Below are 26,671 nucleotides of genomic sequence, written 5' to 3' on the forward strand. Positions count from 1 at the left end.
CCATCTGGTGTCGGTGGTGACGGCGACCCTGCGCCCCGGACTGGGGCCGGTCGATCTGCTGCGCGCCGCCTGCCCCGGCGGCTCCATCACCGGCGCGCCGAAGATCCGCGCCATGGAGATCATCGACGAGCTGGAGGCGGCGCGGCGCGGTGCCTATTGCGGATCGGTCGCGTGGATCGGGGTGGACGGCGCCATGGACAGCTCCATCGTCATCCGCACCCTGTCGCTCACCCCCGACGCCGTGGTGGCCCAGGCCGGCGGCGGCATCGTCGCCGATTCCGACCCCGACGCCGAGCACGACGAGATGATGGTCAAGGTCCGGCCCCTGCTGCGCTCCCTGGACGAGGGGGCGTGACGGCACCGGCGGTGAAGGCCAGGCTGGCGCGGTCGAAGGCCACGCTCTTGACCAGGGCGGCGGCCTCCTGGCCCACCGTCAGCTCCAGGCGCCGGGCGGCGTGGCGGGTGATGTGGGCGACGATGTCGGCGCTGCCGACGCGGATGCGCACCTCCGAAAAGCCGTCGGCGGTCTCGGCGATCTCGGTGATGCGGCCGCGCAGCCGGTTGTGGACGCTGATGCGTTCGGGCAGCGGCTCCAGCGCCACCACCACGTCGCGGGCGGGGATGCGCACCCGCACCGCCGTGCCGATGGCCAGGTCCAGCCGGGGCACGGTCAGTTCGCCGCCGTCGAAGGCCAGCGCGGTGAGGCCGTCGGCGTCGTCGTGGGCGGCGACGCGCACGCCGACCACCGACCCCAGCGCGTGGGCGCCGAACATCGGCCCGAGGTCGAGGCGGCCCAGCACCTCTTCCATCGGCCCCGACGCCTGCACCCGCCCGTCCTTCACCAGCACCAGCGTGTCGGCCAGGCGGACCACCTCTTCGATGGCGTGGCTGACCAGGATGATGGGGATCGCCAGCTCGTCGCGCAGGCGCTCGATGTAGGGCAGGATCTCCGCCTTGCGCTGCGCGTCGAGGGAGGCCATGGGCTCGTCCAGCAGCAGCAGGCGCGGCTGGGCCAGCAGCGCCCGGCCCAGCGCCACCCGCTGCTTCTCGCCGCCCGACAGCGTCGCCGGCCGCCGGTCCACCAGATGGTCGAGGCCGAGCAGGGCCACCACCGGCTCCGGCGCGATGCGCCGCTCCGCCGCCGGCACGCGGCGCCAGCCGTACAGCAGGTTGTCGCGCACGGTCATGTGGGGGAACAGGCGGGCGTCCTGGAAGACGTAGCCGACCCGCCGCTTCTCCGGCTTCAGGAACACCCGGGCGGCGGCGTCGAAGAACGTCACCCCGTCCACCCGGATGTGCCCGCCCTCCGGCCGGGTCAGCCCGGCGATGGCGGCGACGATGGAGGTCTTGCCCGACCCGGACGGGCCGAACAGGGCGGTGACCCCCCGCGCCCCGGCGGTGAAGCGCGCGTCGAGCCGGAAGGCGCCCAGGCGCCGGGTGATGGCGACGTCCAGCATGCCCGTGCGTTCCTATTGTCCGATCATGCGCCGGACGCGGGTGGCGATGACCTCGGAGGCCATGAGCGCCACCAGCGACACGGTGAAGGAAATCGTTGCCAGCCGGGCCGCGATGGCGTCGCCGTCGGGCTGCTGGGTGGCGGAGTAGATGGCCAGCGGCAGGGTCTGCGTCTCGCCGGGGATGTTGGAGACGAAGGTGATGGTCGCCCCGAACTCCCCCATCGACGAGGCGAAGGCGATGATGGCGCCGGACACCACGCCCGGCAGCATCAGCGGCAGCGTGATGGTGAAGAAGCGGTCGAACGGCCCGGCGCCCAGGGTACGGGCCGCCTGCTCCAGCCCGCGGTCGATGGCCTCGATGGACAGGCGGATGGCGCGCACCATCAGCGGGAAGGACACCACGCCCGCCGCCACCGACGCGCCCTGCGACGTGAAGATCAGCCGGATGCCGAAGGTTTCGTACAGGAAGCCGCCGATCGGCCCCCTGGTGCCCAGCAGCAGCAGCAGCACGTAGCCGATCACCACCGGCGGCATCACCAGCGGCAGGTGGAACAGCCCGTCCAGCAGCACCTTGCCGGGGAAATCGAGGCGCGCCAGCAGCCAGGCGGCCAGGATGGCCGGCGGCAGGGTGCCCGCGATGGCCCAGCCCGCCACCTGCAAGCTGAGCATCACCGCGGTCCATTCCATGGGCGACAGGATGTCCATGATGGTCCTTCCGGGGACGGTCCTTCCGGCCGTATCAGCCCTGCGGGCGGGGCAGGGGGGTGAACCCGAAGGACCGGAAGACGGCCGCGGTCCCGTCGGACTTGAGGTGGCTGAAGAACAGGTCGGCGTTCGGGTTCGTCGTGGTGGCGGTCAGGGCGAAGGGGTAGACGATGGGGGGGTGGGAATCCGCCGGGAACGTGGCGGCGATGGTCACGCCGCGGTCGATCTGCGCGTCGGTCCGGTAGACGATGCCGAGCGGCGTCTCACCGCGGCTGACCAGCGCCAGGGCGGCGCGGACGTTGTCGGTGCGGGCGAGCTTCGGACCCACCGATTCCCAGATGCCGAAGCCGGTGAGGGCGGCCTGCGCGTACCGGCCCACCGGCACGTTGGTGGGATCGCCCACCGCCAGGCGGCCGGTGCCCAGCAGCCCCGCCAGGTCGACGCCGGGCTTCAGGTCGACGGCGACGGTCGAACCGGCCGGCGCGATCAGCACGAGGTCGTTGCCGAACAGGTTGACGCGGCTCTCCGGCTTGATGAGGTTGCGCGTTTCCAGATAGTCCATCCAGTCGAGATCAGCGGAGACGACAATGTCCGCCCGCGCGCCGTTCTCGATCTGCTTGGCCAGGGCGGAGGAGGCGGCGAAGGAGCCGATGACCCTGATCCCCGTCCCGGCGGTGAACTCCGCCGCCGCCTTCTCGATGGCGTTCTTCATGCTGGCGGCTGCCATCACGAGCACGTCCTGCGCCATGGCGGCGGGGGCCGCCACGACCATGGCGGCGCCGACCAGAACGGCGGCAAGCGTCTTCACAATCCCGAGCCTCACCGTCGTCATGACCCAGACCTCCCGTCGTGCGTGGCATGCCGGACCGATTTCGATGTACCCTTGCGTGCCGCGTCGGGCGGCCGTCTTTTCGTCCGCGAGGGGACGGATAGACGTTATATACCTTGACAACATAGCGTCAACCGTTTCGATCGGATGTCCATGACCTTGCGTGCACAGGTTTCGTTTTCCGGGGAGAATACGCCGGCGGTGGGGCGCGAGCGCATCCGGCTGCTGGAGGCGGTGGGGCGCGAGGGGTCGATCTCCGGCGCGGCGCGCGCCGTGGGCATCACCTACAAGGCGGCCTGGGACGCCATCGACGCCATGAACAACCTGTTCGGCCATCCGCTGGTGGAGGGGAAGGCCGGCGGCCGGCGCGGCGGCGGGGCGGCCCTGACGCCCGCCGGGCTCGGCGTGATCGAGACCTTCCACCGCCTGGAGGGCGCGTTGTCGCGCACCTTCGCCGACCTGGCCCCCGGGCTGGCCGGGACGGGCATCACCACCAGCGATCTGCTCCAGGGGTTTCTCATGCGGACGAGCGCGCGCAACGCGCTGCGCGGCACGGTGGCGGCCGTGACCGAGGGCGGGGTGAACGCCGAGGTGACGCTGGCGCTGGGCGACCGGACCACGCTGGTGGCGACGGTGACGCGCGACAGCGTGCGCCAGTTGGGGCTGGTGCCGGGTCGGCCGGCGCTGGCGCTGATCAAGGCGTCGTTCGTGGTGCTGGTGGCCGACGACCCCGGCCTGCAGACCACGGTGCGCAACCGCATCCCCGGCACCGTCATCCGCCGCGAGGACGGCGAGGTGCATGCGGAGGTGACGCTGGACATCGCGGAGGGCAAGACGCTGACCGCCGTGGTCACCCGCATCGGCGCCGACGACCTGTCCATCGCCCCCGGCCGCCGCGTGGCGGCCCTGGTCGACGCTTCCCACGTCATCCTGGCCGTGGCCTGACGGCGGGGGGCCCGGCGGGGGGCCCAAGGAACGCGGAGTCGGGAAAGCGAGGGGACGGGCCGCCGGGCGCGCCCCCGTCGCCGCGCCCGTGCGGGCTACTTCTTCACCAGCGGGCAGTCGCTTTCCGACAGGGGGCGGAACGCCTCTTCGGCGGGGATGGTCGCGCGCAGGTGATAATAGTCCCAGGGGTACCTGGACTCGGACGGCTTCTTCACCTGCATCAGGTACATGTCCCGCATGAAGCGCCCGTCCTCGCGGACCCAGCCGTCCTTCACGAACACATCGTTGACGCGCATGCTCTTCAAGCGTTCCATGACCGGCCCGGCTTCGTCGGTGCCGGCCGCCTCGACTGCCTTGAGGTAGGCGAGCGTGGAGGAATAGACGCCGGCTTGCCCCATGTTCGGCATGATGTTCACCTTGTCGAAGAAGCGCTTCGAGAACGCCCGCGTCTCCTCGTCCCGGTCCCAGTAGAAGGCCGTCGTCAGGTACATCCCCTGCGTCACCTCCAGGCCCAGGGCGTGGATGTCGGTGTCGAAGAGGAGGAGTCCGGCCAGTTCCTGCCCGCTTTGGGTCAGGCCGAACTCGCTGGCCGCCTTGATGGCGTTGCGGGCGTCCGTGCCGGTGGTCGCCAGGCCGACGATCCGGGCGCCGGACGCCTGCGCCTGGTTGACGTAGGATGCGAAGTCCATGCTGTTCAGCGGGAAGCGGACGGCGCCGAGCACCTGGCCGCCACTGTCCCTGACGATCCGGGCGGTGTTCTCCTCCAGTCCGTGGCCGAAGGCGAAATCGACCGTGAGGAAGAACCAGGTGTCGCCGCCCTGGCGGACCGTCTGCGTCCCCGTGCCCTTGGCCAGCGCATAGGCGTCGTAGGCATAGTGAATGGTGTTGGGCGTGCATTTGTCGCCGGTGAGCCGCGTGACCGACGGACCGTTGAAGATGGCGATGCGGTTCTTGTCGCGCACCAGGTCCGCCACCGCCAGGGCGAGGCCGGAGTTCGCGACGTCCTGCACCAGGTCGACGCCGCGGGAATCGATCCATTCCCGCACGATGGACGAACCGACATCGACCTTGTTCTGGTGGTCGGCCGACAGGACCTCGATGGGCTTGCCCAGCACCGTGCCGCCGAAATCCTCCACCGCCATCTGTGCGGCCGTGACCGATCCCCTGCCGCTCTGGTCGGAGAAGACGCCGGACAGGTCGGTGATGACGCCGATGCGCACGACATCGTCCGAGATGGTGCCCGCCGGCTGCGCCGCCGCCGGCAGCGACGCCGCCAGCAGCATCGCGGCGCCCGCCATCAGCGCGGTGCGCAAGTGACGCTTCATGTCTCCCTCCCGATTGTTCGTGGCGTTCCGGCCCGTTCGCCGAAACCGGTTGCCGTACCGTCCCGCCCCGTGATCGACTTCACAACGGCCTCGCTTCCCGGCAATGGGTAAAATCGGGCAATTTGTTCAGATGGACGCGCAAATCATTCCGATCCTGCGCACCGTGGCCGAACTGGGCGCTACGGCCGGCGACCGGCTGTTCTGCCCGGCGCTGGGCGGTCACCCGGAGGATCGTGCCGAGTATCTGGCCCTGTTGCCGGTTCAGGACAGCAACGGGCGCCTGCTCGACGCGCTGGCCGGCATGCCGGACGGCCACATGGACGGCGTGTGCGCGGGGGTCTTCGCCGTTGATCCGTTCCGCCCCGCGGGGCCGTTCCTGGCAACGTTGCGCCGGGCGGGCGTGCGCGCCGTGGCCAACTTCCCGACCACCGCCGTCTTTGACGGGGAAACCGGGGAGACGCTGCGCGCCGTTGGTCTGGGCCCCGAGCGGGAGGCGGCGTTCCTGGAGCAGGCGGCGCGGGCGGGGTTCGCCGTCACCGGCTTCGCCGCGGATCGGGAGGTCGGGCGACGGCTGCGGGCAGCCGGCGCGGCACGGATCGTCGTGCACCCCGGCGCGGCCACCGGTGACGCTGCCCGGGACGCCGAGGCGGCCGCGCAGGCCGCGGCGGAGGTGGCGGCCCTGCGGCGCGACGGGCCCGGCCCGGTGTTCGTCCATCTCGCCACCGGCTTCGCGGCGCACCGGGCGGTTCTGGAATCGGAGGCCGACGGGCTGGTGCTCCTGCCCGCCTGATCCGACCGCATCAGTCCAGCAGGCCGTGGAGCCGCATCCTGTTGTAAAGGGTCTTGCGCGACAAGCCGAGGAAGCGCGCCGTTTCCCCGCGGCGGAAGCGGTGCCGCCGCAGCCCGTCCAGGAGCCATTCCCGCTCCGCCTCCCGCTCCGCACGCCCGTCGTCGGGCCCGGATCGGGCCGGCGACGGCCGCGCTCCGTCGAGCGGTGGCAGCGCCCCTGCGTCGATGACGTCGCCGGCGCCGTGCAGGGCCTGCTCGACGACGGCGCGCAGTTCGCGCAGGTTGCCCGGCCAGTCGTAGGTGATCAGCCGGCGGAAGGCGGCCGGCGTCAGCCGGACCGGCCCGGCCCCGGGGCGCAGGGCGGCGGCAAACCGCTCCACCAGCAGCGGAATGTCGTCGAGCCGTTCGCGCAAGGGGACGAGCTGGATGTCCCGGTGGGCGAGGCGGTGGGCCAGTTCCGGGATGAGCGCGCCGTCACGCGCCGCATCGCCGAGCGCTGCCGTGCCGACCAGCACCATCTTGGCGGAGGAACGCAGGCTGTCATGGCCGCCGCGGCGCCGGAACACGCCGTTGTCGACGAAGGCCGCCAGCTCGGCCTGGACGTCCGCCGCCAGATGCTCGGCGTGGGTGACGATCAGCGTGGTGCCGTTTGCCACTTCCACCCAGCCCTGGCGTCGTCGCCCGCCGGCCTCCCCCGGCTCCGCCCCGAACAGCCAGTCGGCCTCAAGACGCCGGGCGTCCACCGTCACCGGCTGTCGCTGGCGCCGCGGGCCGCGGGCATGCAGCAGGGAGGCCACCAGCGACCGGCCGCTGCCCTCCGGTCCGGCGACCCACACCGGACCGCCGTCGGCGGCCAGATGCTCCAGGCGGGTCCGCGCCTCCACCATCGCTTCGGTGCGGCCGATCAGGCCCGCCGCCCGTCCGTCCCGGTCGAGCCGGCGTTCCAGCCGGTCGATGCGCCGCTGCAGCGAGGAGACCAGTTTGAAGGCGGACGTCATCTCCTCGATGGAGCTTTCGGAGGGCAGCCGGTCGATGGTCGATCCGCCGATGTATCCATCGGCCCGCGCCTCACGGCAGGCCTCGTGCATGTCCTGCGGGGTGGTGATCGGCCCGCCCTCGATCACGCACAGGGCCCCGGGGTGGGCGGTGCGGATGGCCTTGATCACGCCGCGGGCGCGGTTGCCGGCCTGGAGGACCGATTCCCGGCTCGGCACGCCCAGTGCGCCGCCGGCGTTCCAGCCGATGTTGAAGCAATAGATGTCGATGCCCGCGTCCGCCAGCATCAGCGCCTCCGCCTTGCGGCGGAAGTAGCCGACGGTGGCGAGCCCGGCGGCGCGCGCCGCCGCGAGCATGCGTGCCTCGCCCGCGAAGCCGAGCCCGCAGCCTTCCAGCGCCTCCCGGAAGCGGCCGTCGACATGGGCGACGGTGGGGAAGTTCACCACCCCGGCGAAACCCCGGTCCCGCAGCCGTTCCATGAACGGAGCAAGATCCGCCGGCGCGATGCCCCAGGCGCCGGCGCCGAAGAAGACCGGTGTATCGGTCGCGCCGACGATCTCGGAGCAGGCGAAATCGGCCACGAAGGCGTTGGTGTCCTTCAGGGCCAGCATGGTGGCGATGGACGAGGTGCCCATGGTGCGCAGGCGCCCCGCCGCCAGCGCCAGCAGGAAGTCGGCCCCGCCGCGAGCCGCCGCGCGGGCCGCCATTCCGGTCCCGATGGCCGCCCCCACCAGCAGCGTGTGGCGGCCCGAGCAGGCGCGCCGGAGATTCTCCAGCAGATGGCGGCGGTCGCGGGACATGATCCGATCATACCCAACTTTACCCGATCCGCTGCAAGCACCCCGTTGCCGCCCGGCGCGGTGTCCCTAAGCTTCCCGGGACGAGGGCAGGGGAGGGCTCGACCATGGCGAGGTCACCGCAGGGCGCCGCGGCGGTTTACGTCGTCGGCTGCCACGACACCAAGGGCGCCGAACTGGACTATGTGCGCGATCTGATCGCGGCGGCAGGGCTGCGGGTGGTCGCCGTGGACGTCGGCACCGGCCCGCCCGCATCCGCTCCGGCGCCCGATGTGTCGGCCCGCGACGTGGCCGCCCGCCACCCCGACGGCGCGGACGCCGTGCTGGGATGCGGCGATCGGGGGCTCGCCGTCTCCCGCATGGCCGATGCCTTCACCCGATTTGTCGGCGAGCGCCGGGACGTGGCCGGCATGATCGGACTGGGCGGGTCCGGCGGCACGGCGATCGTGGCGCCGGGCATGCGGTCCCTGCCGGTGGGGGTGCCCAAGGTGCTGGTGTCGACGATCGCGTCCGGCAACGTGGCACCCTATGTGGGCGAGACGGACATCTGCATGATGCCTTCGGTCACCGACGTCGCCGGGCTCAACCGCATTTCCCGGCGGGTCCTGGGCAACGCGGCCCATGCGGTCGTCGGCATGGTGGCGCGCGGCATCCCGCCGGCGGACGCCCGGCCCGCGCTGGGGCTGACCATGTTCGGCGTTACCACGCCCTGCGTCACCCGCGCCGCACGGGCGCTGGAGGCGGACTATGATTGCCTGGTCTTCCACGCCACCGGCACCGGAGGGCGGGCGATGGAGAAGCTGGTCGCCTCGCACCTGCTTGTCGGCGTGCTGGACGTGACGACCACCGAGGTCTGCGACCTGATGATGGGCGGCATCTTCAGCGCCGGCGAGGAGCGGTTCGACGCCATCGCCCGGACGGGGCTCCCCTACGTCGGGTCCTGCGGCGCGCTGGACATGGTCAACTTCGGTGCGGCCGACACCGTGCCCGAGCGGTACCGGCAGCGCACCCTTCACGCCCACAACCCGCAGATCACGCTCATGCGCACCACGGTGCAGGAGAACCGGGCCATGGGCGAGTGGATCGGGCGCAAGCTGAACGCCATGACCGGCCCCGTCCGCTTCCTTCTGCCCGAAGGCGGCGTGTCGGCGCTCGACGCGCCGGGCCAACCGTTCCACGATCCGGCGGCGGACGCCGCACTGTTCGATGCGCTGGAACGCACGGTGGAGCCGACCGGCCGGCGCCGGCTGATCCGCCTTCCCCACCACATCAACGACCCCGCCTTTTCCGACGCGCTCGTCCGGGCGTTCCGGGAGATCGCCGGCGAGGGCCACCACACGCCCGCCCATCAGGGAGCACGCTGACATGCCGCGGATCGCCCGCCACCAGATACTCGACCGGTTCCGCGGCATGATCGCCCGCGGCGAGCCCATCGTCGGCGGCGGCGCCGGCACCGGCCTGTCCGCCAAATGCGAGGAGGCCGGCGGCATCGATCTGATCGTCATCTACAACTCCGGGCGCTACCGGATGGCCGGGCGCGGCTCGCTGGCCGGGTTGCTGGCCTACGGCAACGCCAACGACATCGTCTTGGAGATGGCGCACGAGGTGCTGCCCGTGGTCCGGCACACCCCGGTGCTGGCGGGCGTCAACGGCACCGATCCGTTTCTGCTGGCGGACCCCTTCCTGCGGCGGCTGGCGGAACTGGGCTTTTCCGGCGTGCAGAACTTCCCGACCGTGGGGCTGATCGACGGCACCTTCCGTGCCAACCTTGAGGAGACGGGGATGGGCTATGGCCTGGAGGTGGACATGATCGCCGCGGCCCGGGCGCTCGACCTGCTGACCACGCCCTATGTGTTCAATCCCGACGAGGCCGCCGCCATGACGCGGGCCGGGGCCGACATCATCGTCTGCCACATGGGCCTCACCACCGGCGGCAGCATCGGCGCCCGGACCGCCCTGTCCCTGCCGGCCTGCGCACCCCTGATCGACGCCATGGCGGAGGCGGCGTTGCGGGTGCGCAAGGACGTGATCGTGCTGTGCCACGGCGGCCCCATCGCCACGCCGGAGGACGCCGCCTACATCCTGGACGCCTGCACCGTCTGCCACGGCTTCTACGGCGCGTCGAGCATGGAGCGTCTGCCGACGGAAACCGCGCTCATCGAACGGACGCGGCACTTCAAGTCCATGGGCAAGAACCACTGAGGGAGGAAACCATGCCGCGAGTCTACGTCAGCGCCGTTATCGACGCGCCCATCGAACGGGTCTGGGCCAGGGCGCGCGATTTCAACGGTCATCACGAGTGGCACCCCATCATCACCGACAGCGCCATCGAGGGCGGTTTGCGCAGTGACACCGTGGGCTGCGTGCGCGCCTTCGGCATCGCGGGCGGCGGCCGTCTGCGCGAACAGCTCGTCTCCTTCAGCGACCGCGACCACACCTATACCTACACGATCCTGGAATCGCCGTTGCCGCTCACCGACTACGTCGCAACCTTCCGGCTGTTGCCGGTTACGGAGGGGAATCGCACCTTCGGCGAGTGGTGGGCCGATTTCGACTGCCGCCCCGGGGATCTGCCCGCGTTGCGCGAGCAGGTGGGCCGCAACACATTCGCTGCCGGATTCGCGGCGCTCGCCGGGCGCGTCTGATCCCGGGACCGCCGGGCTCTGCCGCGTCGAGTCCTCCCGGTCTTCCGGTCCGGCACGGGGCGTCGCGCCGGCCGGTTTCCGGGTGGCCCGTTTCAGCGGGGCGTCGCGCCGGCAGGCGGGCGAACAGGACTTCCGTCCCCTATCCCTTTGCCGGCGTTCCGAAGCGGTCGCCGGCGATCGTCACCATGGCGGCGTAGGTGCGGTCCACGTGGTCCTCGCTGAGGCGGGCGGCGCGGTCGGCGTCGCGGGCCAGGGCGGCTTCCATGATCGCCTTGTGCTCCGCGTGGACGTCGCGGGGGATGGAGCGGGCGATCAGCGACAGGCGGCGGTAACGCTCGGACTGGTGATAAAGGATGCTGCGGAAATGGCGCAGCCACTTGGACGGGCAGGCGGCGATCAGCGCCTCGTGGAAGGCGCGGTTGCGCTCCTCCCACTCGTCGGCCAGCGGCTCCGGCGTTTCGCCCAGACGCTCCTCGACGCGGCTGAGACGGTGGTAGGCGGCGACCACCCCGGCCTCCCAGTCGTCGTCGCCCTGCGCGATGGCCTCGCGCAGGGCGCGGGTTTCCAGGAACTTGCGCATCTCCGTGACGTCGCGCAGATCTTCCAGCGAGATCGGCGCCACCCGGAACCCCTTCTGGCCCTCGCTGGTGACCAGCGCGTCGGCGACCAGCAGGGACAGCGCCTCGCGCAGGGTGCTGGAGCCCACCTGGTACTCGCTCTTGAGCTGTTCCACCCGCAGGCGGCTGCCCGGCTCCAGCCGGCCGCACAGGATGTCGCGGCGCAGCTTGCGGTACGCGAACTCCACCAGCGTGCGGGCGCCGCGCCGCTCGTCGCCGCCGGGTGCCGAAACGCCGTCGGCGGTGCCGCCACTTGCCAAATCGTCCATGTCCTTCGGCGTCCCCGGCGCCCCGTCCGCCCGCCGTCCGGGCCAACGCGATCATAGCGCATTTTCGAAGACACGCCAGAATCGCGGAGGTTTGCGGATTTGTCCGGACCAACGGCCGACGCTCTTGGCAGAACCGGCCCGGTCGGGCATAATCTCGATAAATCAGAAAATCACCGATATTGTCAGGCGAGGAGGACGGGCACCATGGGCGCGGACAACCCCGAGATCGGCACCACCGTCACCGCCGCCGGCATCGCCACCAACCTGCACGAGGCCGGTGGCGGCCCGCCGGTCCTGCTGATCCACGGCTCGGGCCCCGGTGTCAGCGCGTGGGCCAACTGGCGCCTCACCATCCCCCATCTGGCGCAGCGGTTCCGGGTGGTGGCGCCGGACATGGTGGGCTTCGGCTTCACCGAGCGCCCGGCCGGCGTCGCCTACGGGCTGGACACCTGGGTCGGGCACGCGCTCGGCGTGCTCGACGCCCTGGGGCTGGACCGCGCCGACGTCGTCGGCAACTCCTTCGGCGGCGCGCTGGCCCTGGCGCTCACCATCCGCCATCCCGAACGGGTGCGCCGGCTGGTGCTGATGGGCAGCGTCGGCGTGCCCTTTCCCATCACGCCGGGGCTGGACGCGGTGTGGGGTTACGAACCCTCGCGCGAGGCCATGCGCGGGCTGCTCGACCTCTTCGCCCATGACCGCTCGCTGGTCAGTGACGAGCTGGCGGAGATGCGCTACCGCGCCAGCATCCGGCCGGGATTTCAGGAATCCTTCGCGGCGATGTTCCCGGCGCCGCGCCAGCGCTGGGTCGACGCCATGGCCAGCGCCGAGGCGGACATCCGCGCCATCGCGCAGCCGACCCTGATCGTCCACGGCCGGGAGGACCGGGTGATCCCGCCGGCCAACGCCCGGCGCCTGTTCGAGCTGATCCCCGACGCGCAGCTCCATATGTTCGGCCGCTGCGGCCACTGGACCCAGATCGAGCACGCCGCGCGCTTCAACGCCCTGGTGTCGGCGTTCCTGGGCGAAGGGTGACGGGGCGCCGCCCGGTTCAGGACGTCGGTTCGCCGATCCCGGGTCAGCGTGACCGTGCCCTTGCCCGGCAGGGACACGCGCGGTTCGCGCTGACCGCCCGCTTCTCCGCTCCTGTCCGCATGGACGCCCCGATCCGGCGACCCGATAACGGTCCGCGTCACCCCCGCCCCTTGCGGTAGCGGTAGGCGAGCTGCGGGCGGGTCAGGCCGAGCATCCGGGCGGCCTCGGCCAGGTTGCCGCCGGCGCGCGCCACGGCGGCGTCGATGATCATGGTCTCCAGATCCTCCAGCGGCATCTCGCGCGACAGGATCTCGTCGATCACGCCGGCACCGGCACCGCCGGGCACCGCCGCCGCAGGCGGCCGGGTGGGATCCACCAGGGCGCCGTCGCGGTCCAGGCCGAGGAAGGGGGCGTGCACCTCCTCCCCGTGGGCGAAGAGGTGGCCGATGTCGATGGGGCCGCCGTCGTCGGGGGCCAGGATCACCGCGCGCTCCACCAGGTTCTCCAGCTCGCGCACGTTGCCGGGAAAGGCGTAGTCCACCAGCCGGTCCATGGCCCGGCCGGTCAGCCCCGCCGCCGGCCGGCCGTGGCGCTCGGCGAACTTGCGCAGGAAATGGTGGACCAGCAGCGGGATGTCCTCGCGCCGCTCGCGCAGCGGCGGGATGCGGATGGGGAAGACGTTCAGGCGGAAGTACAGGTCCTCGCGGAAGCGGCCGCGCTGCGCCTCGGTGCGCAGATCGGCGTTGGTGGCAGCGACGACCCGCACGTCGATGCGCCGCGTTTCGGTGCCGCCGACCCGCTCCACCTCCCGCTCCTGAAGGACGCGCAGGAGCTTGCCCTGGGCGGCCAGGTTGAGGGTGCCGATCTCGTCCAGGAAGATGGTGCCGCCCTGCGCCCGCTCGAACCGGCCGGGGCGCGCCTGCACCGCGCCGGTGAAGGCGCCGCGCTCCACCCCGAACAGTTCGGATTCGATCAGGCTCTCCGGGATGGCGGCGCAGTTCACCGCCACGAACGGCGCCTCGGCGCGGCTGCTCAGCCCGTGCAGGGTGCGCGCGAACATCTCCTTGCCCACCCCGGTCTCGCCCAGGAACAGGACGGTGGCGCTGGTGCGCGCCACCCTGGCCAGGAGCTGGTAGGCCGCCAGGAACCCCGCCGACCCGCCGACCAGACCCGCCGGCGGGCGGTCGCCGGCCGCCGGCGCGGCCACCGCGGTCACCGGCACCGGCGTGTCCTTCAACAGGGCGGCGAACTCCCCCGACCGCAGATAGTGCAGGTCGGGCGCCGGATCGTCCCACGCCTCCACCGGCTTGCCGACGATGCGGCAGCGCCGGCCGCCGGTGCCGCGGCACTCCACCTCGCGGTAGAGGATCGGGCGTTGCAGGAAGGTGCCGGTGTAGCCGCAGGCGTAGCCGATCTGCATCCAGCACACGGGCTCGGCGCTCAGGCCGAAGGCCGCCATGTGGGCGTCCACCTCGGAACTGCCGTGCCAGATGAACTCCCCGTAGTAATGGCCGCTGCCCGGCTCGAACTCCACCCGCACCGGCTCGACGTAGACGTTGCCCTCCAGGGCGTGGAGCTGCGGCCCCACGTAGAAGGCGAGGCGGTCGTCGTCGGGGCGCAGGCGGCGCGCCAGCGTGGCGTCCCTGACGCCGGATTCGTAGCCCATGCGGGTCAGCAGCGCCCGCGCCGCCGGCGTGCCCAGCGCCCCCACCAGCTCGCGCCGCAGGTTGGCCAGCGCCGCCACGTGGATCAGCAGCATGCGCTGGTCGTCCAGCCAGATGCGCCCGTCCCCGGGGCAGAAGCGCAGGCGGGCCGCCAGATCGGCGATGTCGGGCGCCTGCGTCGCCGCCACCTCCGGCGGGACCAGGGGAACCGTATCGCGGTCACCGGGGCCGGTGCCGGTGATCCGCCACCCGCGCACGCCGGGCGCCGGAGCTTCGCCCGATCGCTCGTCGCCCGATCGCTCGTCGCGCGGTCGTTCCTCGCCCGATCGGCGGTCGCTCGATCGCTGGTCGCTCACTGGGCCGTTTCTCCCTGGCCGGGCCGCCGATCTTGCGCCGGCGTGCCGCGCCCCCGTCCCGGACCGGGGCGGGCGCATTCGAATGGATGGTACGCAGGCCCGCCCGGCCGGCGCAACGGGGCGCCCGCGGCGGCCGGTGATGATTTCGTCATGTGTGCGCCGCCGCATCGGCCGCGACCCGACGATTTGATCAACACCGCGTCGCCATCCTAACTCCGGTAATCAAAGAAATCCCGACATTTCCGCCGAAAAGCGGTGTTTGCACCGTTTGGCACACGGATTGCTGATAAGGAAGCAACCGGCAGGGAAACGGCGACCCCGACCGGATGAAGGCAAAGCCGGCGGAGAGAAACGTTCACAGAGGCGCCCATGCTCGCGCAAATGAAGGCGTATGCCCGTGTCCTCGGCCTGCGCCACGGCCGTTTCGTCGAGTTCGAGTTTTCGCTGAACGACGACGACCTCATGGTCGAACTGATCATGCCGCTCCCGGCGTTCGAGGAGTTCTGCCGGCGCTACGACGCGGTGGTCCGCGACGACGGCATTCTCCGCGACCCCGCCGGCACCCCCGGCCGCAGCGCCGGACTCCACCGTCCGCCGGCCCCGGCCCCGGCCCCGATCCCGGCCGGCAATCCCCGCTGACGCCCTGCCGCCCGGCGGCCGTCTCCCCCCGTCCGGGCCCGTCGCTGAACAAGGGAGAAGGAGGAACGCGTGACCATCGACATCAAGACCCTCAAGGTCGAACCGCGCCGGCAGACCTACGCCAACATCGCGCGCCGCTTCGGGGTGGACAAGCCGGCCTCGCGCTATGAGGAGGCGACGCTCGACATCCAGGCCACCGCCAACTTCCACTACAAGCCCCTGTGGGGTGCCGACCACTGGCACTTCGACGAGGGCCGCACCGCCGTGGTGATGCGGGACTGGTACGCGCTGCGCGACCCCCGCCAGTACTACTACGCCACCTACAACATCGCCCGCGCCAACCAGTACCAGACGACCGAGCGCAACTTCGAGTTCGTCGAGAAGCGCGCCCTGCTGGCGCTGATGGAGCCGGCGTGGCGCGACACGGTGGAGTTCTACCTGCTGCCGCTGCGCCATGCGGAGTGGGCGGCCAATATGAACGGCGCCGACATGTGCGACCGCGGCTACGGCACCGCGGTGACGGCGCCCTGCCTGTTCGCCGGCGTCGACCATCTCGCCATGGCGCAGATCATCGGCCGCATCGGCCTGGCGCTGGACGGCAACACCGGAACCTCGCTGGAGCGGGCGCGGGAGCGCTGGATGACCGCGCCGGAGTGGCAGGAGATCCGCCGTCTGGCCGAGGACACGCTGGTGATCGGCGACTGGTTCGAGCAGTTCGTGGCGCAGAACCTGTGCATCGACGGCGTGCTCTATCCGCTGGTCTACGGCCGCTTCGACGCCGAGGGGCAGCGGGCGGGCGGTGCCGGCGTCTCCATGCTGACCGAGTTCATGAGCGACTGGTCGGCGGAGAACGCCCGCTGGGCCGACGCCGTGATCAAGGGGGCGGCCGCGGAATCCCCGGAGAACCGGGCGCTGATCTCCGGCTGGTTCGCCACCTGGAGCCGCCGCGCCGCCGACGCCTGGCGGCCGCTGGCCATGCGCGTGCTGGGCGAGGCTGCCGGAGCGGCGGCCGCCGACGAGGCGTCGGGCGCCCTCACCGCCCGCGCCAGAAAGCTCGGCCTCGACGTCTGAAACGCGGGAGAGAAGGAATCGTCATGCCGCGCATCGTCTCCATCACGCTGCAGAACACCGACACCGCCCGCCCGATCATCGAGGCGATCACCACCGACAACCCCGGCGCCGTCGTCCACGACTATCCCGGCATCGTCAAGATCGACCGCGAAGGCAGCCTGATCATCCGGCGCGCCTCGGTCGAGGAGCGCATCGGCCGCGACTGGGACCCGCAGGAACTGCACCTGTCCGTCGTCTCCATGGCCGGCAACGTCGACGAGGACGACGACTACTTCAGCCTTGCCTGGTCGCACTGAGAAACAAGGGGAAACGTCCATGAACGCCATCGGCAAGCTCGGCCTGAAGCAGCGCTACGCGCTCCTCACCCGCGGCCTTGACTGGGAGCCGTCGTACCAGCCGCGCGACAAGGTCTTCCCCTACGCCGCGTTCGAGGGGATCAAGGTCCATGACTGGTCGAAGTGGGAGGACCCCTTCCGCCTGACCATGGACGCCTACTGGAAGTTCCAGGCGGAGAAGGAGCGCAAGCTCTACGCCGTGCTCGACAGCTTCGCGCAGAACAACGGCCAGCTCGGCCTGACCGACGCGCGCTACGTCAACGCCATCAAGCTGTTCCTCACCGGTGTGTCGCCGCTGGAATACCAGGCCCACCGCGGCTTCGCCCACACCGGCCGCCACCTGCCGGGCATCGGCCCGCGCATCGCCGCCCAGATGCAGTCCCTGGACGAGCTGCGCCATGTCCAGACCCAGGTCCACACCATCAGCCATTACAACAAGTTCTTCGACGGCTTCCACGACTGGCAGCACATGCACGACCGCGTGTGGTACCTGTCCGTGCCGAAGTCGTTCTTCGACGACGCGCGCACCGGCGGGCCGTTCGAGTTCATGATCGCCATCGGCTTCTCGTTCGAGTACGTGCTGACCAACCTGCTGTTCGTGCCCTTCATGTCGGGGGCGGCCTACAACGGCGACCTCGCCACGGTGACCTTCGGCTTCTCCGCCCAGTCGGACGAGAGCCGGCACATGACGCTGGGCATCGAGGTCATCAAGTTCCTGCTGGAGCAGGACCCCGACAACCTGCCCATCGTCCAGAAATGGGTGGACAAGTGGTTCTGGCGCGGCCACCGCGTGCTGGGGCTGGTGGCCATGATGATGGACTACATGCTGCCCAGGAAGATCATGTCCTGGCGCGAGGCGTGGGACATCTACTTCACCGAGGCCGGCGGCTCGCTGTTCGAGGATCTCGCCCGCTACGGCCTGCGCCCGCCGCGGTACGCCGACGTGGCGACGGCCGAGGCGGAGCACATCTCGCACCAGAACTGGGCCATCTTCTACCAGTACACCCACGCCGCCGCCTTCCACACCTGGCTGCCCTCGGACGAGGAGATGGACTGGCTGTCGGAGAAGTACCCGAACACCTTCGACAAATACTACCGCCCGCGCCTGGAGATGTGGCGGGAGATGGAGAAGGAGGGCAAGCGTTTCTACAACAACGGGCTGCCGCAGCTCTGCACCACGTGCCAGATCCCCATGGGCTACACCGAGCCCGGCGATCCCGGCACGATCTGCTTCCGCACCTCCGAGTTCCGGGGCGAGACGTACCACTTCTGTTCCGACGGCTGTAAGGACATCTTCGACGACGAGCCGGAGAAGTTCGCGCAGTCCTGGCTGCCGGTGCACCAGATCTTCCAGGGCAACTGCGGCGGCGCGTCGGTGGAGGACGTGCTGCGGTGGTACCGGATGAACCTCGGCGCCGACAACATGGACCAGGCCGGCTCCCCCGATCAGCGGCAGTGGGACGCCTGGATGGAAGCCCGCCGGCGCGTCGCCGGCTGAGCCCGCCGACCCCTCATCCCTTCGGAGGAATCCCATGCCCATCGTCGCCCTGGACCCCGGCTACGCCGAGAAGATCGACGTCCGCGACCGCGAGGAGAACTTCCACGGCAACATCGTCGTCTACATCCACTGGGAAGATCATCTGAGCTTCTGCGCCGCCATGGCCTTCCCCCTGCCGCCGGACATGCCCTTCGGGGCCCTGCTGCAGGAGATCATTCCGACCTATTACGGCATGCACCCCGACTTCCCCCGCATCGACTGGCCGGCCGTGCGCTGGACCATCGACGGCCGGGAGGTCACCCCCGACCCCGCGGCCTCCCTGCGCGACCACGGCGTCCACCACAAATCCCTGATCCGCTTCCGGACGCCGGGGCTCACCGGCTTCCGGGGGTCGGGGAGTTAGGGCGGGCGCGGGGCGCCGTCACGGCGCCCCGCTCCGCACCGCAGCAAGATTTCCGCAGAATATCGCGGTACAGTAAAAATATCGAGATTTCGGTTGACCCCGGAGATTGCCCCGGGGCACCCTGATCCGGCGATGTTTGGAGGAATGCGGTGAGTCACACGCTGACCATCGAGCCCACCGGTGACACCGTCACCGTCGAGGACGGCCAGACCATCCTGGACGCCTGCCTGCGCCGGGGGATCTGGCTTCCCCACGCCTGCGGCCACGGCCTGTGCGGCACCTGCAAGGTCGAGGTGGTCGACGGCACCATCGACCACGGCGACGCCTCGGGCTTCGCGCTGATGGATTTCGAGCGGGAGGAGGGGCGCACGCTGGCCTGCACCGCCACCCTGTGCTCCGACGCCACCATCGAGGCCGACGTGGAGGACGAGCCGGACGCCCGCCGCGTCCCCGTGCGTGACACGGTCGGGACCGTCGTCCGCCTCGACGACCTGACCCACGACGTCAAGGGCGTGGTCCTGGAGTTGCCGGGCGATGGCCTGGACTTCCAGGCGGGCCAGTACGTCAACCTGACGGTGCCCGGCGTCGACGGCCCGCGCGCCTTTTCCCTGGCCAACCCGCCGTCGCAGCGCAACCGGCTGGAACTCCACGTGCGCCGCGTCCCCGGCGGGCAGGCCACGGGGTACATCCACGACACGCTGCGGGTCGGCGACCGGCTCACCGTGACCGGGCCCTACGGGCGGTTCTTCGTGCGCACCGCCGACCCCGTACCGTCCATCTTCCTGGCCGGCGGCACCGGCCTGTCGAGCCCCAAGGCGATGATCCTCGACCTGCTGGAGCGGGGGTGGGAGCAGCCGATGGTGCTGATCCACGGCGTGCGGGCGGAGCGCGACCTGTACGACCGGCCGGTCTTCGCGGCGCTGGCGGCGCGCCACCCCGGGCTGACCTACATCCCCGTCCTGTCCGAGCCGCAGGCCGGCGACGATCCGGACCTGGCGACGGGGTTCGTCCACGAGGTCTTGCAGCGCCACTTCGGCGGCATGTTCGCCGGCCGGCGCGCCTATCTCTGCGGCCCGCCGCCCATGGTGGAGGCGTGCATCCGCACCCTGATGCAGGGCCGCCTGTTCGAGCGCGACATCTTCACCGAACGCTTCCTGACCAAGGGCGACGGTGGGGAGGGGCGCGTGCGCAGCCCGCTCTTCAAGAGGATCTGAGGCGATGGCCGCGCAGCGCTTCACCATCCGGCTGGCGCAAGGCGACGCCCGTTTCCCCTGCCGGGGCGACGAGACGGTCGTCACCGCCATGGAGCGGGCGGAGGGCTTCGGCCTGCTGCCCCGCGACGGGCGCGCGGTGCCCGTCGGCTGCCGCCGCGGCGGCTGCGGCGTGTGCCGCGTGCGGGTGCTCGACGGCGCCTACCGGCTGGAGCCGATGAGCCGGGCCCACGTCACCGAGGCGGAACAGGCGGACGGGTACGCGCTCGCCTGCCGCATCGTCCCGCTGGGCGACCTCACGCTGCACCCCGCGCCGCGGCCGCGGTCCCCGGAACCGGACACCCCCAACAACGGATAAACCAGGAGGAAATCCCCATGGCACTCACCGGCGTCCTGCGCCCCGGCTTCATCCAGCTCCGCGTCCTCGACATGGCGGCGGCCGAGACCCACTATGTCGACCGCATGGGCCTGAACAAGGTGTGCACCGGCGACGACGGCCGCGTCTACCTCAAGGGCTGGGACGAGTTCGACCACCATTCCGTCATCCTGCGCCCGGCCGACGCCGCCGGCATCGACGTCATGGCGTTCAAGGTCGCCTCCGACGCCGACCTCGACGCCTTCGAGACGCGCATCACCGACTGGGGGCTGGCCGTCGACCACGTGGCCGAGGGCGAGCAGCCCGGCCTCGGCCGGCGCATCGGCTTCACCATCCCGACCGGCCACCGCATCGAGCTGTACGCCGCCATCGCCCTGTCGGAGAACCACCCGCCGATCCACAACCCGCACGTCTGGCCGGAAGAGCCGCGCGGCATGAAGGCCACGCGCTTCGACCACGCCCTGCTGTACGGGCCGAACGTCGACCGGGTGCTGGCCTTCTTCACCGAGGTGCTGGACTTCTCGCTGGCCGAGAAGGTGGACACCCCCGAGGGCGCCCCCATGGCGATCTGGCTGACCTGCTCCAACAAGGCCCACGACATCGCCTTCGTGAATTATCCGGAACCGGGCAAGCTGCACCACGCCGCCTTCTTCCTCGACACCTGGATGGACATCGGCCACGCCGCCGACATCATGACGCGCTACGACATCTCCATCGACGTCGGGCCGACCCGCCACGGCATCACCCGCGGCCAGACCATCTATTTCTTCGACCCCTCGGGCAACCGCAACGAGGTGTTCGCCGGCGGCTACACCTACTACCCCGACAACCCCACCCGCTCCTGGAGCCCGGACGAGCTGGGCCGCGGCATCTTCTATTACGAGCGGCGCCTGAACGACGCCTTCCTCTCGGTCGTGACCTGAGGGCGGCGCCATGGAGCTGACCGTCCGTCGGGACAGCATCACCGCGGAGGCCGCCCTGGCGGCGGTCGCCGCGGCGGTGCGCAAGGGGCAGGAGATGGGGGTCGCGGTCAACGCGGCGGTGGTGGACGCCGGCGGCAACCTCGCCGGCTTCCTGCGCGCCCCCGACGCCTTCCTGCCCTCCATCACCATCGCCATCGACAAGGCCTGGACGGCGGTGGGGTTCCGCATGCCGTCCGGCCGGCTCTACGCGCTGCTGAGCGACAACCCGGCGCTGCTCGACGGCATCACCGGGCGCGACCGGGTGGCCGCCTTCGCGGGCGGGTTCCCCATCGTGGTCGACGGCCGGATCGTCGGGGCCATCGGGGTGTCCGGCGCCTCGGAGGAGCAGGACTGCGCGTGCGCCGGGGCGGGGCTTGCGGCGCTTGGCCTCACCCACGAATAAGAACAGGAACGACACGGACATGATCGCGACCACGCTTCCCGCCCCCGACGCACCCGCCGATTCACCGACCGGTGCCGCGCCGGCGCGGGTGCTGCACTTCATCGACGGGACCTACACGGCCGGCACGGGCGGGCGGGTGTTCGAGAACCGCTCCCCCGTCGACGGCCGGCTGGTCTCGCTGGTGCACGAAGCCTCCCGCGCCGACGTGGACGACGCCGTCCGGGCCGCCCGCGCCGCCCTGAAAGGGCCGTGGAGCCGCATGACGGTGGAGCAGCGCACCGCCATCCTGCACGCGGTCGCCGACGGCATCACCCGGCGCTTCGACGACTTCCTCGCCGCCGAATGCGCCGACACGGGCAAGCCGCGCTCGCTGGCCTCCCACATCGACATCCCGCGCGGCGCCGCCAACTTCAAGATCTTCGCCGATCTGGTGAAGAACGTGGCGACCGAGTGCTTCGAGATGGCGACCCCCGACGGCCGGGGGGCGATCAACTACGCCCGCCGGGCGCCGCGCGGCGTCATCGCCGTGATCAGCCCGTGGAACCTGCCGCTGCTGCTGATGACGTGGAAGGTCGGGCCGGCGCTGGCCTGCGGCAACACCGTGGTGGTCAAGCCGTCGGAGGAGACGCCGACCACCACCGCGCTGCTGGGCGAGGTGATGAACGAGGCCGGCGTGCCCCCCGGCGTCTTCAACGTGGTGCACGGCTTCGGCCCGGATTCCGCCGGCGCCTTCCTGACCGCGCACCCGGAGGTGGACGGCATCACCTTCACCGGCGAGACGCGCACCGGCGAGGCGATCATGAAGGCCGCCGCCGCCGGCGTGCGTCCCGTGTCGTTCGAACTGGGCGGCAAGAATCCGGCGCTGGTGTTCGCCGACTGCGACATGGACGCGGCGATCGAGGGCACCATGCGCTCGGTCTTCGCCAACTGCGGCCAGGTGTGCCTGGGCACCGAGCGCGTCTACGTGGAACGCCCGATCTTCGAGGAGTTCGTGAGCCGCCTGAAGGCGGGGGCGGAGGCCCTGCGGCTCGGCCGGCCGGAGGACCCGGAGACCAACCTGGGCCCCCTCATCAGCGCGGAGCACCGCGACAAGGTGCTGTCCTACTACCGCAAGGCGGTGGCGGACGGGGCCACCGTGGTGACCGGCGGCGGCGTGCCCGACCTCGGGCCCGAGCTGGCCGGGGGGTCGTGGATCCAGCCGACCATCTGGACCGGCCTGGCCGACGACAGCGCGGTGATGCGCGAGGAGATCTTCGGGCCGTGCTGCCACGTCCGCCCCTTCGACACGGAGGAGGAGGCGGTGGCGCTCGCCAACGACACGCCCTACGGGCTGGCGGCGGCGGTGTGGACGGAGAACGTGTCGCGCGCCCACCGCGTGTCGGCGCGCATCGACGCCGGCATCGTCTGGGTGAACTCCTGGTTCCTGCGCGACCTGCGCACGCCCTTCGGCGGCTCCAAAGCGTCGGGCATCGGGCGCGAGGGCGGCGTCCACGGGCTGGAGTTCTACACCGAGCTGAAGAACGTCTGCATCAAGCTGTGATCGGAATCCCCATGGAAACGAGCCAAGCCGACATCCGGGCCGCCGCCGACCGCCTCTACGAGGCGAACCGCAGCATGAGTGCCTGCGACCCCGTGCGCGACCTGCTGGCCGAGGGCGACCTCGCCGCCGCCTACGCGGTGCAGGAGATCAACACCACGCGCTTCCTCGACGCGGGCCGCGTCCTCGCCGGGCGCAAGATCGGCCTGACGTCGAAGTCGGTGCAGCGCCAGCTCGGCGTCGACCAGCCCGACTACGGCATGCTGTTCGCCGACATGGCGATCCCCGACGGCTGGGAGATCCCCTGCGGCCGCCTGATCCAGCCCAAGGCGGAGGCCGAGGTGGCCTTCGTGCTGGGCCGCGACCTGACGAGCGAGCACATCACCGCGGCCGACGTCATCCGCGCGGTGGACTGCGTGCTGCCCGCCATCGAGGTGGTGGACAGCCGCGTCGCCGGCTGGAACATCCGCATCCTCGACACCATCGCCGACAACGCCTCCTCCGGCCTCTACGTCCTGGGCAACGAGCCGAAGGCGCTGGCCGGCCTCGACCTGCGGATGTGCGGCATGGTCATGGAGGTGCGCGGCGAGCCGGTGAGCACCGGCGCCGGCGTCGCCTGCCTCGGCCACCCGCTGAACGCCGTGTGGTGGCTGGCGCAGGTGATGGCGCGGGCGGGACGGCCGCTGAAGGCCGGCGACACCGTGCTGTCCGGCGCGCTCGGCCCGATGGTTCCCGCCGCCCGGGGCGACACCGTGGAAGCCCGCATCAACGGCCTGGGCTCGGTCCGCGCCGTCTTCGCAAAGGAATGAGGTCACCGATGGCCAGGACAAAGATTGCGATCATCGGGTCGGGGAACATCGGCACCGACCTGATGATCAAGGTGATGCGCAACTCCCGACACCTGGAGATGGGCGTCATGGTCGGCATCGACCCGGCCTCCGACGGGCTGGCGCGGGCCCGGCGCATGGGCGTGGCCACCTGCGACGGCGGCATGGAGGGGCTGGTGGCGATGCCGGAGTGGACCGACATCCGCATCGTCTTCGACGCCACCTCCGCCTATGCCCACCGCCGGCATTCGGAGATGGCGGTGGCCGCGGGCAAGCAGGTGATCGACCTCACCCCCGCCGCCATCGGCCCCTACACGGTGCCGCCGGTCAACCTGGACAGCCACCTCGACCAGCCCAACGTCAACATGGTGACGTGCGGCGGGCAGGCGACCATCCCCATGGTGCACGCGGTCCGGCGCGTCGCCGCCTCGCTGCCCTATGCCGAGATCGTGGCGTCCATTTCGTCCCGCTCCGCCGGCCCCGGCACCCGCGCCAACATCGACGAGTTCACGCAGACCACCTCGCGCGCCATCGAGCTGGTCGGCGGCGCCGACCGCGGCAAGGCGATCATCGTCCTGAACCCGGCGGAGCCGCCGCTGATCATGCGCGACACCGTCTACACCCTGAGCCGGGGTGCCGAGCCCGAGGCCATCGCGGAATCGGTGGAGGCCATGGTCCGCGAGGTCCGCAGCTACGTGCCCGGCTACCGCCTGAAGCAGAAGGTGCAGTTCGAGCGCATCGGCGACAACGACCCGCTGCGCATCCCCGGCTACGGCACCTTCACGGGGCTGAAGTCGTCGATCTTCCTGGAGGTGGAAGGGGCGGCCCACTACCTGCCGGCCTACGCCGGCAATCTGGACATCATGACCTCGGCCGCCATGGCCACCGCCGACCGCTGGGTCGAGCGGATGCTGCGCGCCTGAGCCGGGGAGGGGAGCGTCATGAGCAAACTCTACATCCAGGACGTCACGCTGCGCGACGGCATGCACGCCCTGCGTCACCAGTATTCCATCGACACGGCGGTGGCCATCGCCAAAGCGCTGGACGCCGCGAAGGTGGATTCCATCGAGATCACCCACGGCGACGGCCTGGCCGGCGGGTCCTTCAACTACGGCTTCGGCCGCCACACCGACCACGAGTGGATCGCCGCCGTCGCCGACGCGGTGACGCACGCCCGCGTCGCCGTGCTGCTGCTGCCCGGCATCGGCACCAAGGAGGACCTGCGCGAGGCGTGGAGCAGCGGCGCGCGCAGCGTGCGCATCGCCACCCACTGCACCGAAGCCGACGTGTCGAAGCAGCACATGGCCTACGCGCGCGAGCTGGGCTACGACACCGTGGGCTTCCTGATGATGGCCCACATGATCCCGACCGACCGGCTGGTCGAGCAGGCGAAGCTGATGGAGAGCTACGGCGCGCAGTGCGTCTATGTGGTGGACTCCTCCGGCGCCCTGCTGATGGACCAGGTGGCGGAGCGGGTGACGGCGTTCCGGCAGGAGCTGCGGCCGGAGACGCAGGTGGGCATCCACACCCACCACAACCTGACGCTGGGCGTCGCCAACGCGGTGGTCGCCGTGCAGAACGGCGCGGTGCGCGTCGACAGCTCCCTGGCGGGCATGGGGGCCGGGGCCGGCAACGCGCCGCTGGAGGCGCTGATCGCCGTGCTGGACCGCATGGGCTACGCCCACGGCTGCGACCTCTTCCGGCTGATGGACGCCGCCGACGACCTGGTGCGCCCGCTCCAGGACCGGCCGGTGCGGGTCGACCGGGAGAGCCTGTCGCTGGGCTACGCCGGCGTCTATTCCAGCTTCCTGCGCCACGCGGAGCGCGCCGCCGCGACCTACGGCCTGGACGCCCGCGAGATCCTGATCGAGCTGGGCCGCCGCAAGATGGTCGGCGGGCAGGAGGATATGATCGTCGACGTGGCGCTCGATCTCGTCAAGGCGAAGGAAACGGAGGCCGCCCATGTCTGACCTGGCCAAGCTGGCGGAGGTGGTCGACGAGGCCGCCCGCACCGCCACCGAGATCGCGCAGTTGTCCATCGCCCACCCGGACCTGACGGTCGACGACGCCTACGCCATCCAGGCCCTGTCGCTGGCCCGGCGCTACGCCCGCGGCGAGCGGCGCGTCGGCATGAAGATGGGCCTGACCAGCCGGGCCAAGATGGCCCAGGTCGGCGTCGACGAGATGATCTGGGGCCGCCTGACCGACGCCATGCAGGTGGAGGAGGGTGCGGTGGTCGACATCGCCCGCTACGTCCACCCGCGCGTCGAGCCGGAGGTGGCGTTCCTCCTGAAGGCGCCGCTGGCCGGCCGGGTGACCGCGGCGCAGGCCATGGCGGCGGTGGCGGCGGTGGCCCCGGCGCTGGAGATCATCGACAGCCGTTACAAGGACTTCCGCTTCGCGCTGCCCGACGTGGTGGCCGACAACTCCTCGTCGTCGGGCTTCGTGATCGGCGGCTGGCGGTCGCCCGACGTGGACGTCGCCAACCTGGGCATCGCCATGGAACTGGACGGGCAGGTGCGCCAGGTCGGTTCCAGCGCCGCGATCCTCGGCGACCCCGTGCGGTCGCTGGTGGCGGCGGCGCGGCTGGTGGCGCAGTGGGGCGAGCGGCTGGAAGCGGGCTGGATCGTGCTGGCCGGCGGTGCCACCGCGGCCGAGCCTCTGGCCCCCGGCGTGAGCGTGCGCCTGACCATGCAGCATCTGGGTCCGGTGTCCTTCAGCGTGGCGGGGTGAGACCATGCCCATCATCACCGCCGTCCTGCTGCCCGGCCGCCCGCAGGCGGTGAAGGCCGCCTTCATGAAGGCGGTGGCCGAGGCGGCGGCGTCCTCGCTGGGCGCCCCCCTCGAAACCGTCCGGGTCATCATCCAGGAGGTGCCGCACGAGCACTTCTCCGTCGGCGGCGTCGCCAAGGCACCGCCCGGCTCCGGCTGACGCCGGTCCTCTCGCGACCGCACGGGTGTCCTGCGCGACCTCCGGCCCTTC

29 protein-coding genes are annotated in these 26,671 nt (G+C 71.2%); 22 read left to right on the plus strand and 7 right to left on the minus strand.

Translation table 11 applies throughout. The annotated features are described in order from the left end of the window. On the plus strand, nt 1-355 hold a 355-nt coding region (locus G472_RS34795), incomplete at its 5' end, for a chorismate-binding protein (RefSeq protein WP_035693362.1). On the opposite strand, the gene modC is transcribed toward G472_RS34795, so the two are convergent. The 3 genes from modC to modA are packed head-to-tail and all read right to left on the minus strand — an operon-like array spanning nt 312 to nt 2,994. After that, nucleotides 312-1,457: a molybdenum ABC transporter ATP-binding protein gene (gene modC, locus G472_RS0121575; protein WP_029010037.1), complete on the minus strand. Its 1,146-nt coding sequence runs from the start codon at nt 1,455-1,457 to the stop codon at nt 312-314. The two genes, G472_RS34795 and modC, sit on opposite strands and share 44 nt — an antisense overlap. A 12-nt stretch (nt 1,458-1,469) precedes the next feature. Then, nucleotides 1,470-2,162, minus strand: a complete 693-nt coding sequence (modB, locus tag G472_RS0121580) for a molybdate ABC transporter permease subunit (protein ID WP_029010038.1) — start codon at nt 2,160-2,162, stop codon at nt 1,470-1,472. A gap of 34 nt (nt 2,163-2,196) precedes the next feature. Beyond that, complete coding sequence (gene modA / locus G472_RS0121585; RefSeq protein WP_029010039.1) at nt 2,197-2,994, minus strand: molybdate ABC transporter substrate-binding protein; 798 nt, start codon at nt 2,992-2,994, stop codon at nt 2,197-2,199. A 150-nt stretch (nt 2,995-3,144) separates the two neighbouring features. On the opposite strand from modA, the gene G472_RS0121590 reads away from it, so the two are divergent. Continuing rightward, complete coding sequence (locus G472_RS0121590) at nt 3,145-3,936, plus strand: TOBE domain-containing protein (RefSeq protein WP_029010040.1); 792 nt, start codon at nt 3,145-3,147, stop codon at nt 3,934-3,936. Nucleotides 3,937-4,031: 95 nt separating this feature from the next. Here the strand turns inward: G472_RS0121590 and G472_RS0121595 are convergent, their stop codons facing one another. Next, nucleotides 4,032-5,261, minus strand: a complete 1,230-nt coding sequence (locus tag G472_RS0121595; RefSeq protein ID WP_211100226.1) for an ABC transporter substrate-binding protein — start codon at nt 5,259-5,261, stop codon at nt 4,032-4,034. 130 nt (nt 5,262-5,391) lie between these two features. Between G472_RS0121595 and G472_RS37475 the strand changes: the two genes are divergently transcribed. Continuing rightward, nucleotides 5,392-6,051 carry a phosphoenolpyruvate hydrolase family protein gene (locus G472_RS37475; RefSeq protein ID WP_051341123.1) on the plus strand — a complete coding sequence of 220 codons (660 nt, stop codon included), beginning with the start codon at nt 5,392-5,394 and terminating at the stop codon, nt 6,049-6,051. A 10-nt stretch (nt 6,052-6,061) separates the two neighbouring features. Here the strand turns inward: G472_RS37475 and G472_RS34805 are convergent, their stop codons facing one another. Continuing rightward, nucleotides 6,062-7,846, minus strand: coding sequence for a sigma-54-dependent Fis family transcriptional regulator (locus tag G472_RS34805; protein ID WP_051341124.1), 1,785 nt, complete (start codon nt 7,844-7,846; stop codon nt 6,062-6,064). 104 nt (nt 7,847-7,950) lie between these two features. Between G472_RS34805 and G472_RS0121610 the strand changes: the two genes are divergently transcribed. The 3 genes from G472_RS0121610 to G472_RS0121620 are packed head-to-tail and all read left to right on the plus strand — an operon-like array spanning nt 7,951 to nt 10,488. Further along, a complete protein-coding gene (locus tag G472_RS0121610; protein ID WP_029010042.1) occupies nt 7,951-9,207 on the plus strand; it encodes a Tm-1-like ATP-binding domain-containing protein in 1,257 nt (418 codons plus the stop codon). Nucleotide 9,208: 1 nt separating this feature from the next. After that, nucleotides 9,209-10,045, plus strand: coding sequence for a phosphoenolpyruvate hydrolase family protein (locus G472_RS0121615; RefSeq protein ID WP_029010043.1), 837 nt, complete (start codon nt 9,209-9,211; stop codon nt 10,043-10,045). An 11-nt stretch (nt 10,046-10,056) separates the two neighbouring features. Continuing rightward, a complete protein-coding gene (locus G472_RS0121620) occupies nt 10,057-10,488 on the plus strand; it encodes an SRPBCC family protein (protein WP_029010044.1) in 432 nt (143 codons plus the stop codon). 139 nt (nt 10,489-10,627) lie between these two features. Here the strand turns inward: G472_RS0121620 and G472_RS34810 are convergent, their stop codons facing one another. Then, complete coding sequence (locus tag G472_RS34810) at nt 10,628-11,374, minus strand: FCD domain-containing protein (RefSeq protein ID WP_035693365.1); 747 nt, start codon at nt 11,372-11,374, stop codon at nt 10,628-10,630. Between the two features lie 204 nt (nt 11,375-11,578). On the opposite strand from G472_RS34810, the gene G472_RS0121630 reads away from it, so the two are divergent. Then, nucleotides 11,579-12,406, plus strand: a complete 828-nt coding sequence (locus G472_RS0121630; RefSeq protein WP_029010045.1) for an alpha/beta fold hydrolase — start codon at nt 11,579-11,581, stop codon at nt 12,404-12,406. Nucleotides 12,407-12,563: 157 nt separating this feature from the next. Here G472_RS0121630 and G472_RS0121635 read toward each other — a convergent pair whose 3' ends face one another. Next, entirely contained in the window at nt 12,564-14,426 is a 1,863-nt protein-coding gene (locus tag G472_RS0121635) for a sigma-54-dependent Fis family transcriptional regulator (protein WP_211100227.1), read from the minus strand. Between the two features lie 369 nt (nt 14,427-14,795). On the opposite strand from G472_RS0121635, the gene G472_RS37480 reads away from it, so the two are divergent. The 15 genes from G472_RS37480 to G472_RS0121710 all read left to right on the plus strand — a co-directional run bounded on the left by G472_RS37480 (nt 14,796) and on the right by G472_RS0121710 (nt 26,620). Further along, nucleotides 14,796-15,065, plus strand: coding sequence for a phenol hydroxylase subunit (locus tag G472_RS37480; RefSeq protein ID WP_156927205.1), 270 nt, complete (start codon nt 14,796-14,798; stop codon nt 15,063-15,065). Nucleotides 15,066-15,134: 69 nt separating this feature from the next. Next, a complete protein-coding gene (locus G472_RS0121645) occupies nt 15,135-16,136 on the plus strand; it encodes an aromatic/alkene monooxygenase hydroxylase subunit beta (RefSeq protein ID WP_029010047.1) in 1,002 nt (333 codons plus the stop codon). 23 nt (nt 16,137-16,159) lie between these two features. Next, a complete protein-coding gene (locus G472_RS0121650; protein WP_029010048.1) occupies nt 16,160-16,432 on the plus strand; it encodes an MmoB/DmpM family protein in 273 nt (90 codons plus the stop codon). Nucleotides 16,433-16,451: 19 nt separating this feature from the next. Beyond that, nucleotides 16,452-17,969, plus strand: coding sequence for an aromatic/alkene/methane monooxygenase hydroxylase/oxygenase subunit alpha (locus G472_RS0121655; RefSeq protein WP_029010049.1), 1,518 nt, complete (start codon nt 16,452-16,454; stop codon nt 17,967-17,969). 34 nt (nt 17,970-18,003) lie between these two features. Continuing rightward, complete coding sequence (locus tag G472_RS0121660; protein WP_029010050.1) at nt 18,004-18,372, plus strand: phenol hydroxylase subunit P4; 369 nt, start codon at nt 18,004-18,006, stop codon at nt 18,370-18,372. Nucleotides 18,373-18,521: 149 nt separating this feature from the next. Next, entirely contained in the window at nt 18,522-19,586 is a 1,065-nt protein-coding gene (locus G472_RS0121665; protein WP_029010051.1) for an NADH:ubiquinone reductase (Na(+)-transporting) subunit F, read from the plus strand. A 4-nt stretch (nt 19,587-19,590) separates the two neighbouring features. Further along, complete coding sequence (locus G472_RS0121670) at nt 19,591-19,941, plus strand: 2Fe-2S iron-sulfur cluster-binding protein (protein ID WP_029010052.1); 351 nt, start codon at nt 19,591-19,593, stop codon at nt 19,939-19,941. 17 nt (nt 19,942-19,958) lie between these two features. Next, nucleotides 19,959-20,882 carry a catechol 2,3-dioxygenase gene (locus tag G472_RS0121675; RefSeq protein WP_029010053.1) on the plus strand — a complete coding sequence of 308 codons (924 nt, stop codon included), beginning with the start codon at nt 19,959-19,961 and terminating at the stop codon, nt 20,880-20,882. A gap of 10 nt (nt 20,883-20,892) precedes the next feature. Further along, nucleotides 20,893-21,324, plus strand: a complete 432-nt coding sequence (locus G472_RS0121680; RefSeq protein ID WP_029010054.1) for a GlcG/HbpS family heme-binding protein — start codon at nt 20,893-20,895, stop codon at nt 21,322-21,324. A gap of 19 nt (nt 21,325-21,343) precedes the next feature. Further along, entirely contained in the window at nt 21,344-22,864 is a 1,521-nt protein-coding gene (locus G472_RS0121685; protein ID WP_084536828.1) for a 2-hydroxymuconic semialdehyde dehydrogenase, read from the plus strand. Between the two features lie 11 nt (nt 22,865-22,875). Beyond that, entirely contained in the window at nt 22,876-23,670 is a 795-nt protein-coding gene (locus G472_RS0121690; RefSeq protein WP_029010056.1) for a 2-keto-4-pentenoate hydratase, read from the plus strand. A gap of 8 nt (nt 23,671-23,678) precedes the next feature. Continuing rightward, a complete protein-coding gene (locus G472_RS0121695) occupies nt 23,679-24,611 on the plus strand; it encodes an acetaldehyde dehydrogenase (acetylating) (RefSeq protein WP_156927206.1) in 933 nt (310 codons plus the stop codon). 18 nt (nt 24,612-24,629) lie between these two features. After that, on the plus strand, nt 24,630-25,658 hold the full coding sequence (gene dmpG, locus G472_RS0121700; RefSeq protein ID WP_029010058.1) for a 4-hydroxy-2-oxovalerate aldolase: 1,029 nt from the start codon (nt 24,630-24,632) through the stop codon (nt 25,656-25,658). After that, the gene (locus G472_RS0121705; protein ID WP_029010059.1) at nt 25,651-26,421 is read left to right on the plus strand and encodes a 2-keto-4-pentenoate hydratase; all 771 of its coding nucleotides are present in this window, start codon (nt 25,651-25,653) and stop codon (nt 26,419-26,421) included. Before dmpG ends, G472_RS0121705 begins: the two co-directional genes overlap by 8 nt. Before the next feature lie 4 nt (nt 26,422-26,425). Next, on the plus strand, nt 26,426-26,620 hold the full coding sequence (locus G472_RS0121710; protein WP_029010060.1) for a tautomerase family protein: 195 nt from the start codon (nt 26,426-26,428) through the stop codon (nt 26,618-26,620). Nucleotides 26,621-26,671 lie beyond the last annotated feature (51 nt).

This window comes from Azospirillum halopraeferens DSM 3675, assembly GCF_000429625.1.
GTDB lineage: Bacteria > Pseudomonadota > Alphaproteobacteria > Azospirillales > Azospirillaceae > Azospirillum > Azospirillum halopraeferens.

Coding starts and splice junctions, on each gene's coding strand:
- G472_RS0121695 (WP_156927206.1), top strand. CDS start 23,679: ATGGCCAGGACAAAGATTGCGATCATCGGGTCGGGGAACATCGGCACC.
- G472_RS0121690 (WP_029010056.1), top strand. CDS start 22,876: ATGGAAACGAGCCAAGCCGACATCCGGGCCGCCGCCGACCGCCTCTAC.
- G472_RS0121630 (WP_029010045.1), top strand. CDS start 11,579: ATGGGCGCGGACAACCCCGAGATCGGCACCACCGTCACCGCCGCCGGC.
- G472_RS0121595 (WP_211100226.1), bottom strand. CDS start 5,261: ATGAAGCGTCACTTGCGCACCGCGCTGATGGCGGGCGCCGCGATGCTG.
- G472_RS0121655 (WP_029010049.1), top strand. CDS start 16,452: ATGAACGCCATCGGCAAGCTCGGCCTGAAGCAGCGCTACGCGCTCCTC.
- G472_RS0121680 (WP_029010054.1), top strand. CDS start 20,893: ATGGAGCTGACCGTCCGTCGGGACAGCATCACCGCGGAGGCCGCCCTG.
- G472_RS0121590 (WP_029010040.1), top strand. CDS start 3,145: ATGACCTTGCGTGCACAGGTTTCGTTTTCCGGGGAGAATACGCCGGCG.
- G472_RS0121660 (WP_029010050.1), top strand. CDS start 18,004: ATGCCCATCGTCGCCCTGGACCCCGGCTACGCCGAGAAGATCGACGTC.
- modC (WP_029010037.1), bottom strand. CDS start 1,457: ATGCTGGACGTCGCCATCACCCGGCGCCTGGGCGCCTTCCGGCTCGAC.
- G472_RS0121670 (WP_029010052.1), top strand. CDS start 19,591: ATGGCCGCGCAGCGCTTCACCATCCGGCTGGCGCAAGGCGACGCCCGT.
- G472_RS0121620 (WP_029010044.1), top strand. CDS start 10,057: ATGCCGCGAGTCTACGTCAGCGCCGTTATCGACGCGCCCATCGAACGG.
- G472_RS37480 (WP_156927205.1), top strand. CDS start 14,796: ATGCTCGCGCAAATGAAGGCGTATGCCCGTGTCCTCGGCCTGCGCCAC.
- G472_RS0121650 (WP_029010048.1), top strand. CDS start 16,160: ATGCCGCGCATCGTCTCCATCACGCTGCAGAACACCGACACCGCCCGC.
- G472_RS0121685 (WP_084536828.1), top strand. CDS start 21,344: ATGATCGCGACCACGCTTCCCGCCCCCGACGCACCCGCCGATTCACCG.
- G472_RS34805 (WP_051341124.1), bottom strand. CDS start 7,846: ATGTCCCGCGACCGCCGCCATCTGCTGGAGAATCTCCGGCGCGCCTGC.
- G472_RS0121675 (WP_029010053.1), top strand. CDS start 19,959: ATGGCACTCACCGGCGTCCTGCGCCCCGGCTTCATCCAGCTCCGCGTC.
- G472_RS34810 (WP_035693365.1), bottom strand. CDS start 11,374: ATGGACGATTTGGCAAGTGGCGGCACCGCCGACGGCGTTTCGGCACCC.
- G472_RS0121610 (WP_029010042.1), top strand. CDS start 7,951: ATGGCGAGGTCACCGCAGGGCGCCGCGGCGGTTTACGTCGTCGGCTGC.
- modB (WP_029010038.1), bottom strand. CDS start 2,162: ATGGACATCCTGTCGCCCATGGAATGGACCGCGGTGATGCTCAGCTTG.
- G472_RS0121705 (WP_029010059.1), top strand. CDS start 25,651: ATGTCTGACCTGGCCAAGCTGGCGGAGGTGGTCGACGAGGCCGCCCGC.
- modA (WP_029010039.1), bottom strand. CDS start 2,994: ATGACGACGGTGAGGCTCGGGATTGTGAAGACGCTTGCCGCCGTTCTG.
- G472_RS0121710 (WP_029010060.1), top strand. CDS start 26,426: ATGCCCATCATCACCGCCGTCCTGCTGCCCGGCCGCCCGCAGGCGGTG.
- G472_RS37475 (WP_051341123.1), top strand. CDS start 5,392: ATGGACGCGCAAATCATTCCGATCCTGCGCACCGTGGCCGAACTGGGC.
- G472_RS0121615 (WP_029010043.1), top strand. CDS start 9,209: ATGCCGCGGATCGCCCGCCACCAGATACTCGACCGGTTCCGCGGCATG.
- dmpG (WP_029010058.1), top strand. CDS start 24,630: ATGAGCAAACTCTACATCCAGGACGTCACGCTGCGCGACGGCATGCAC.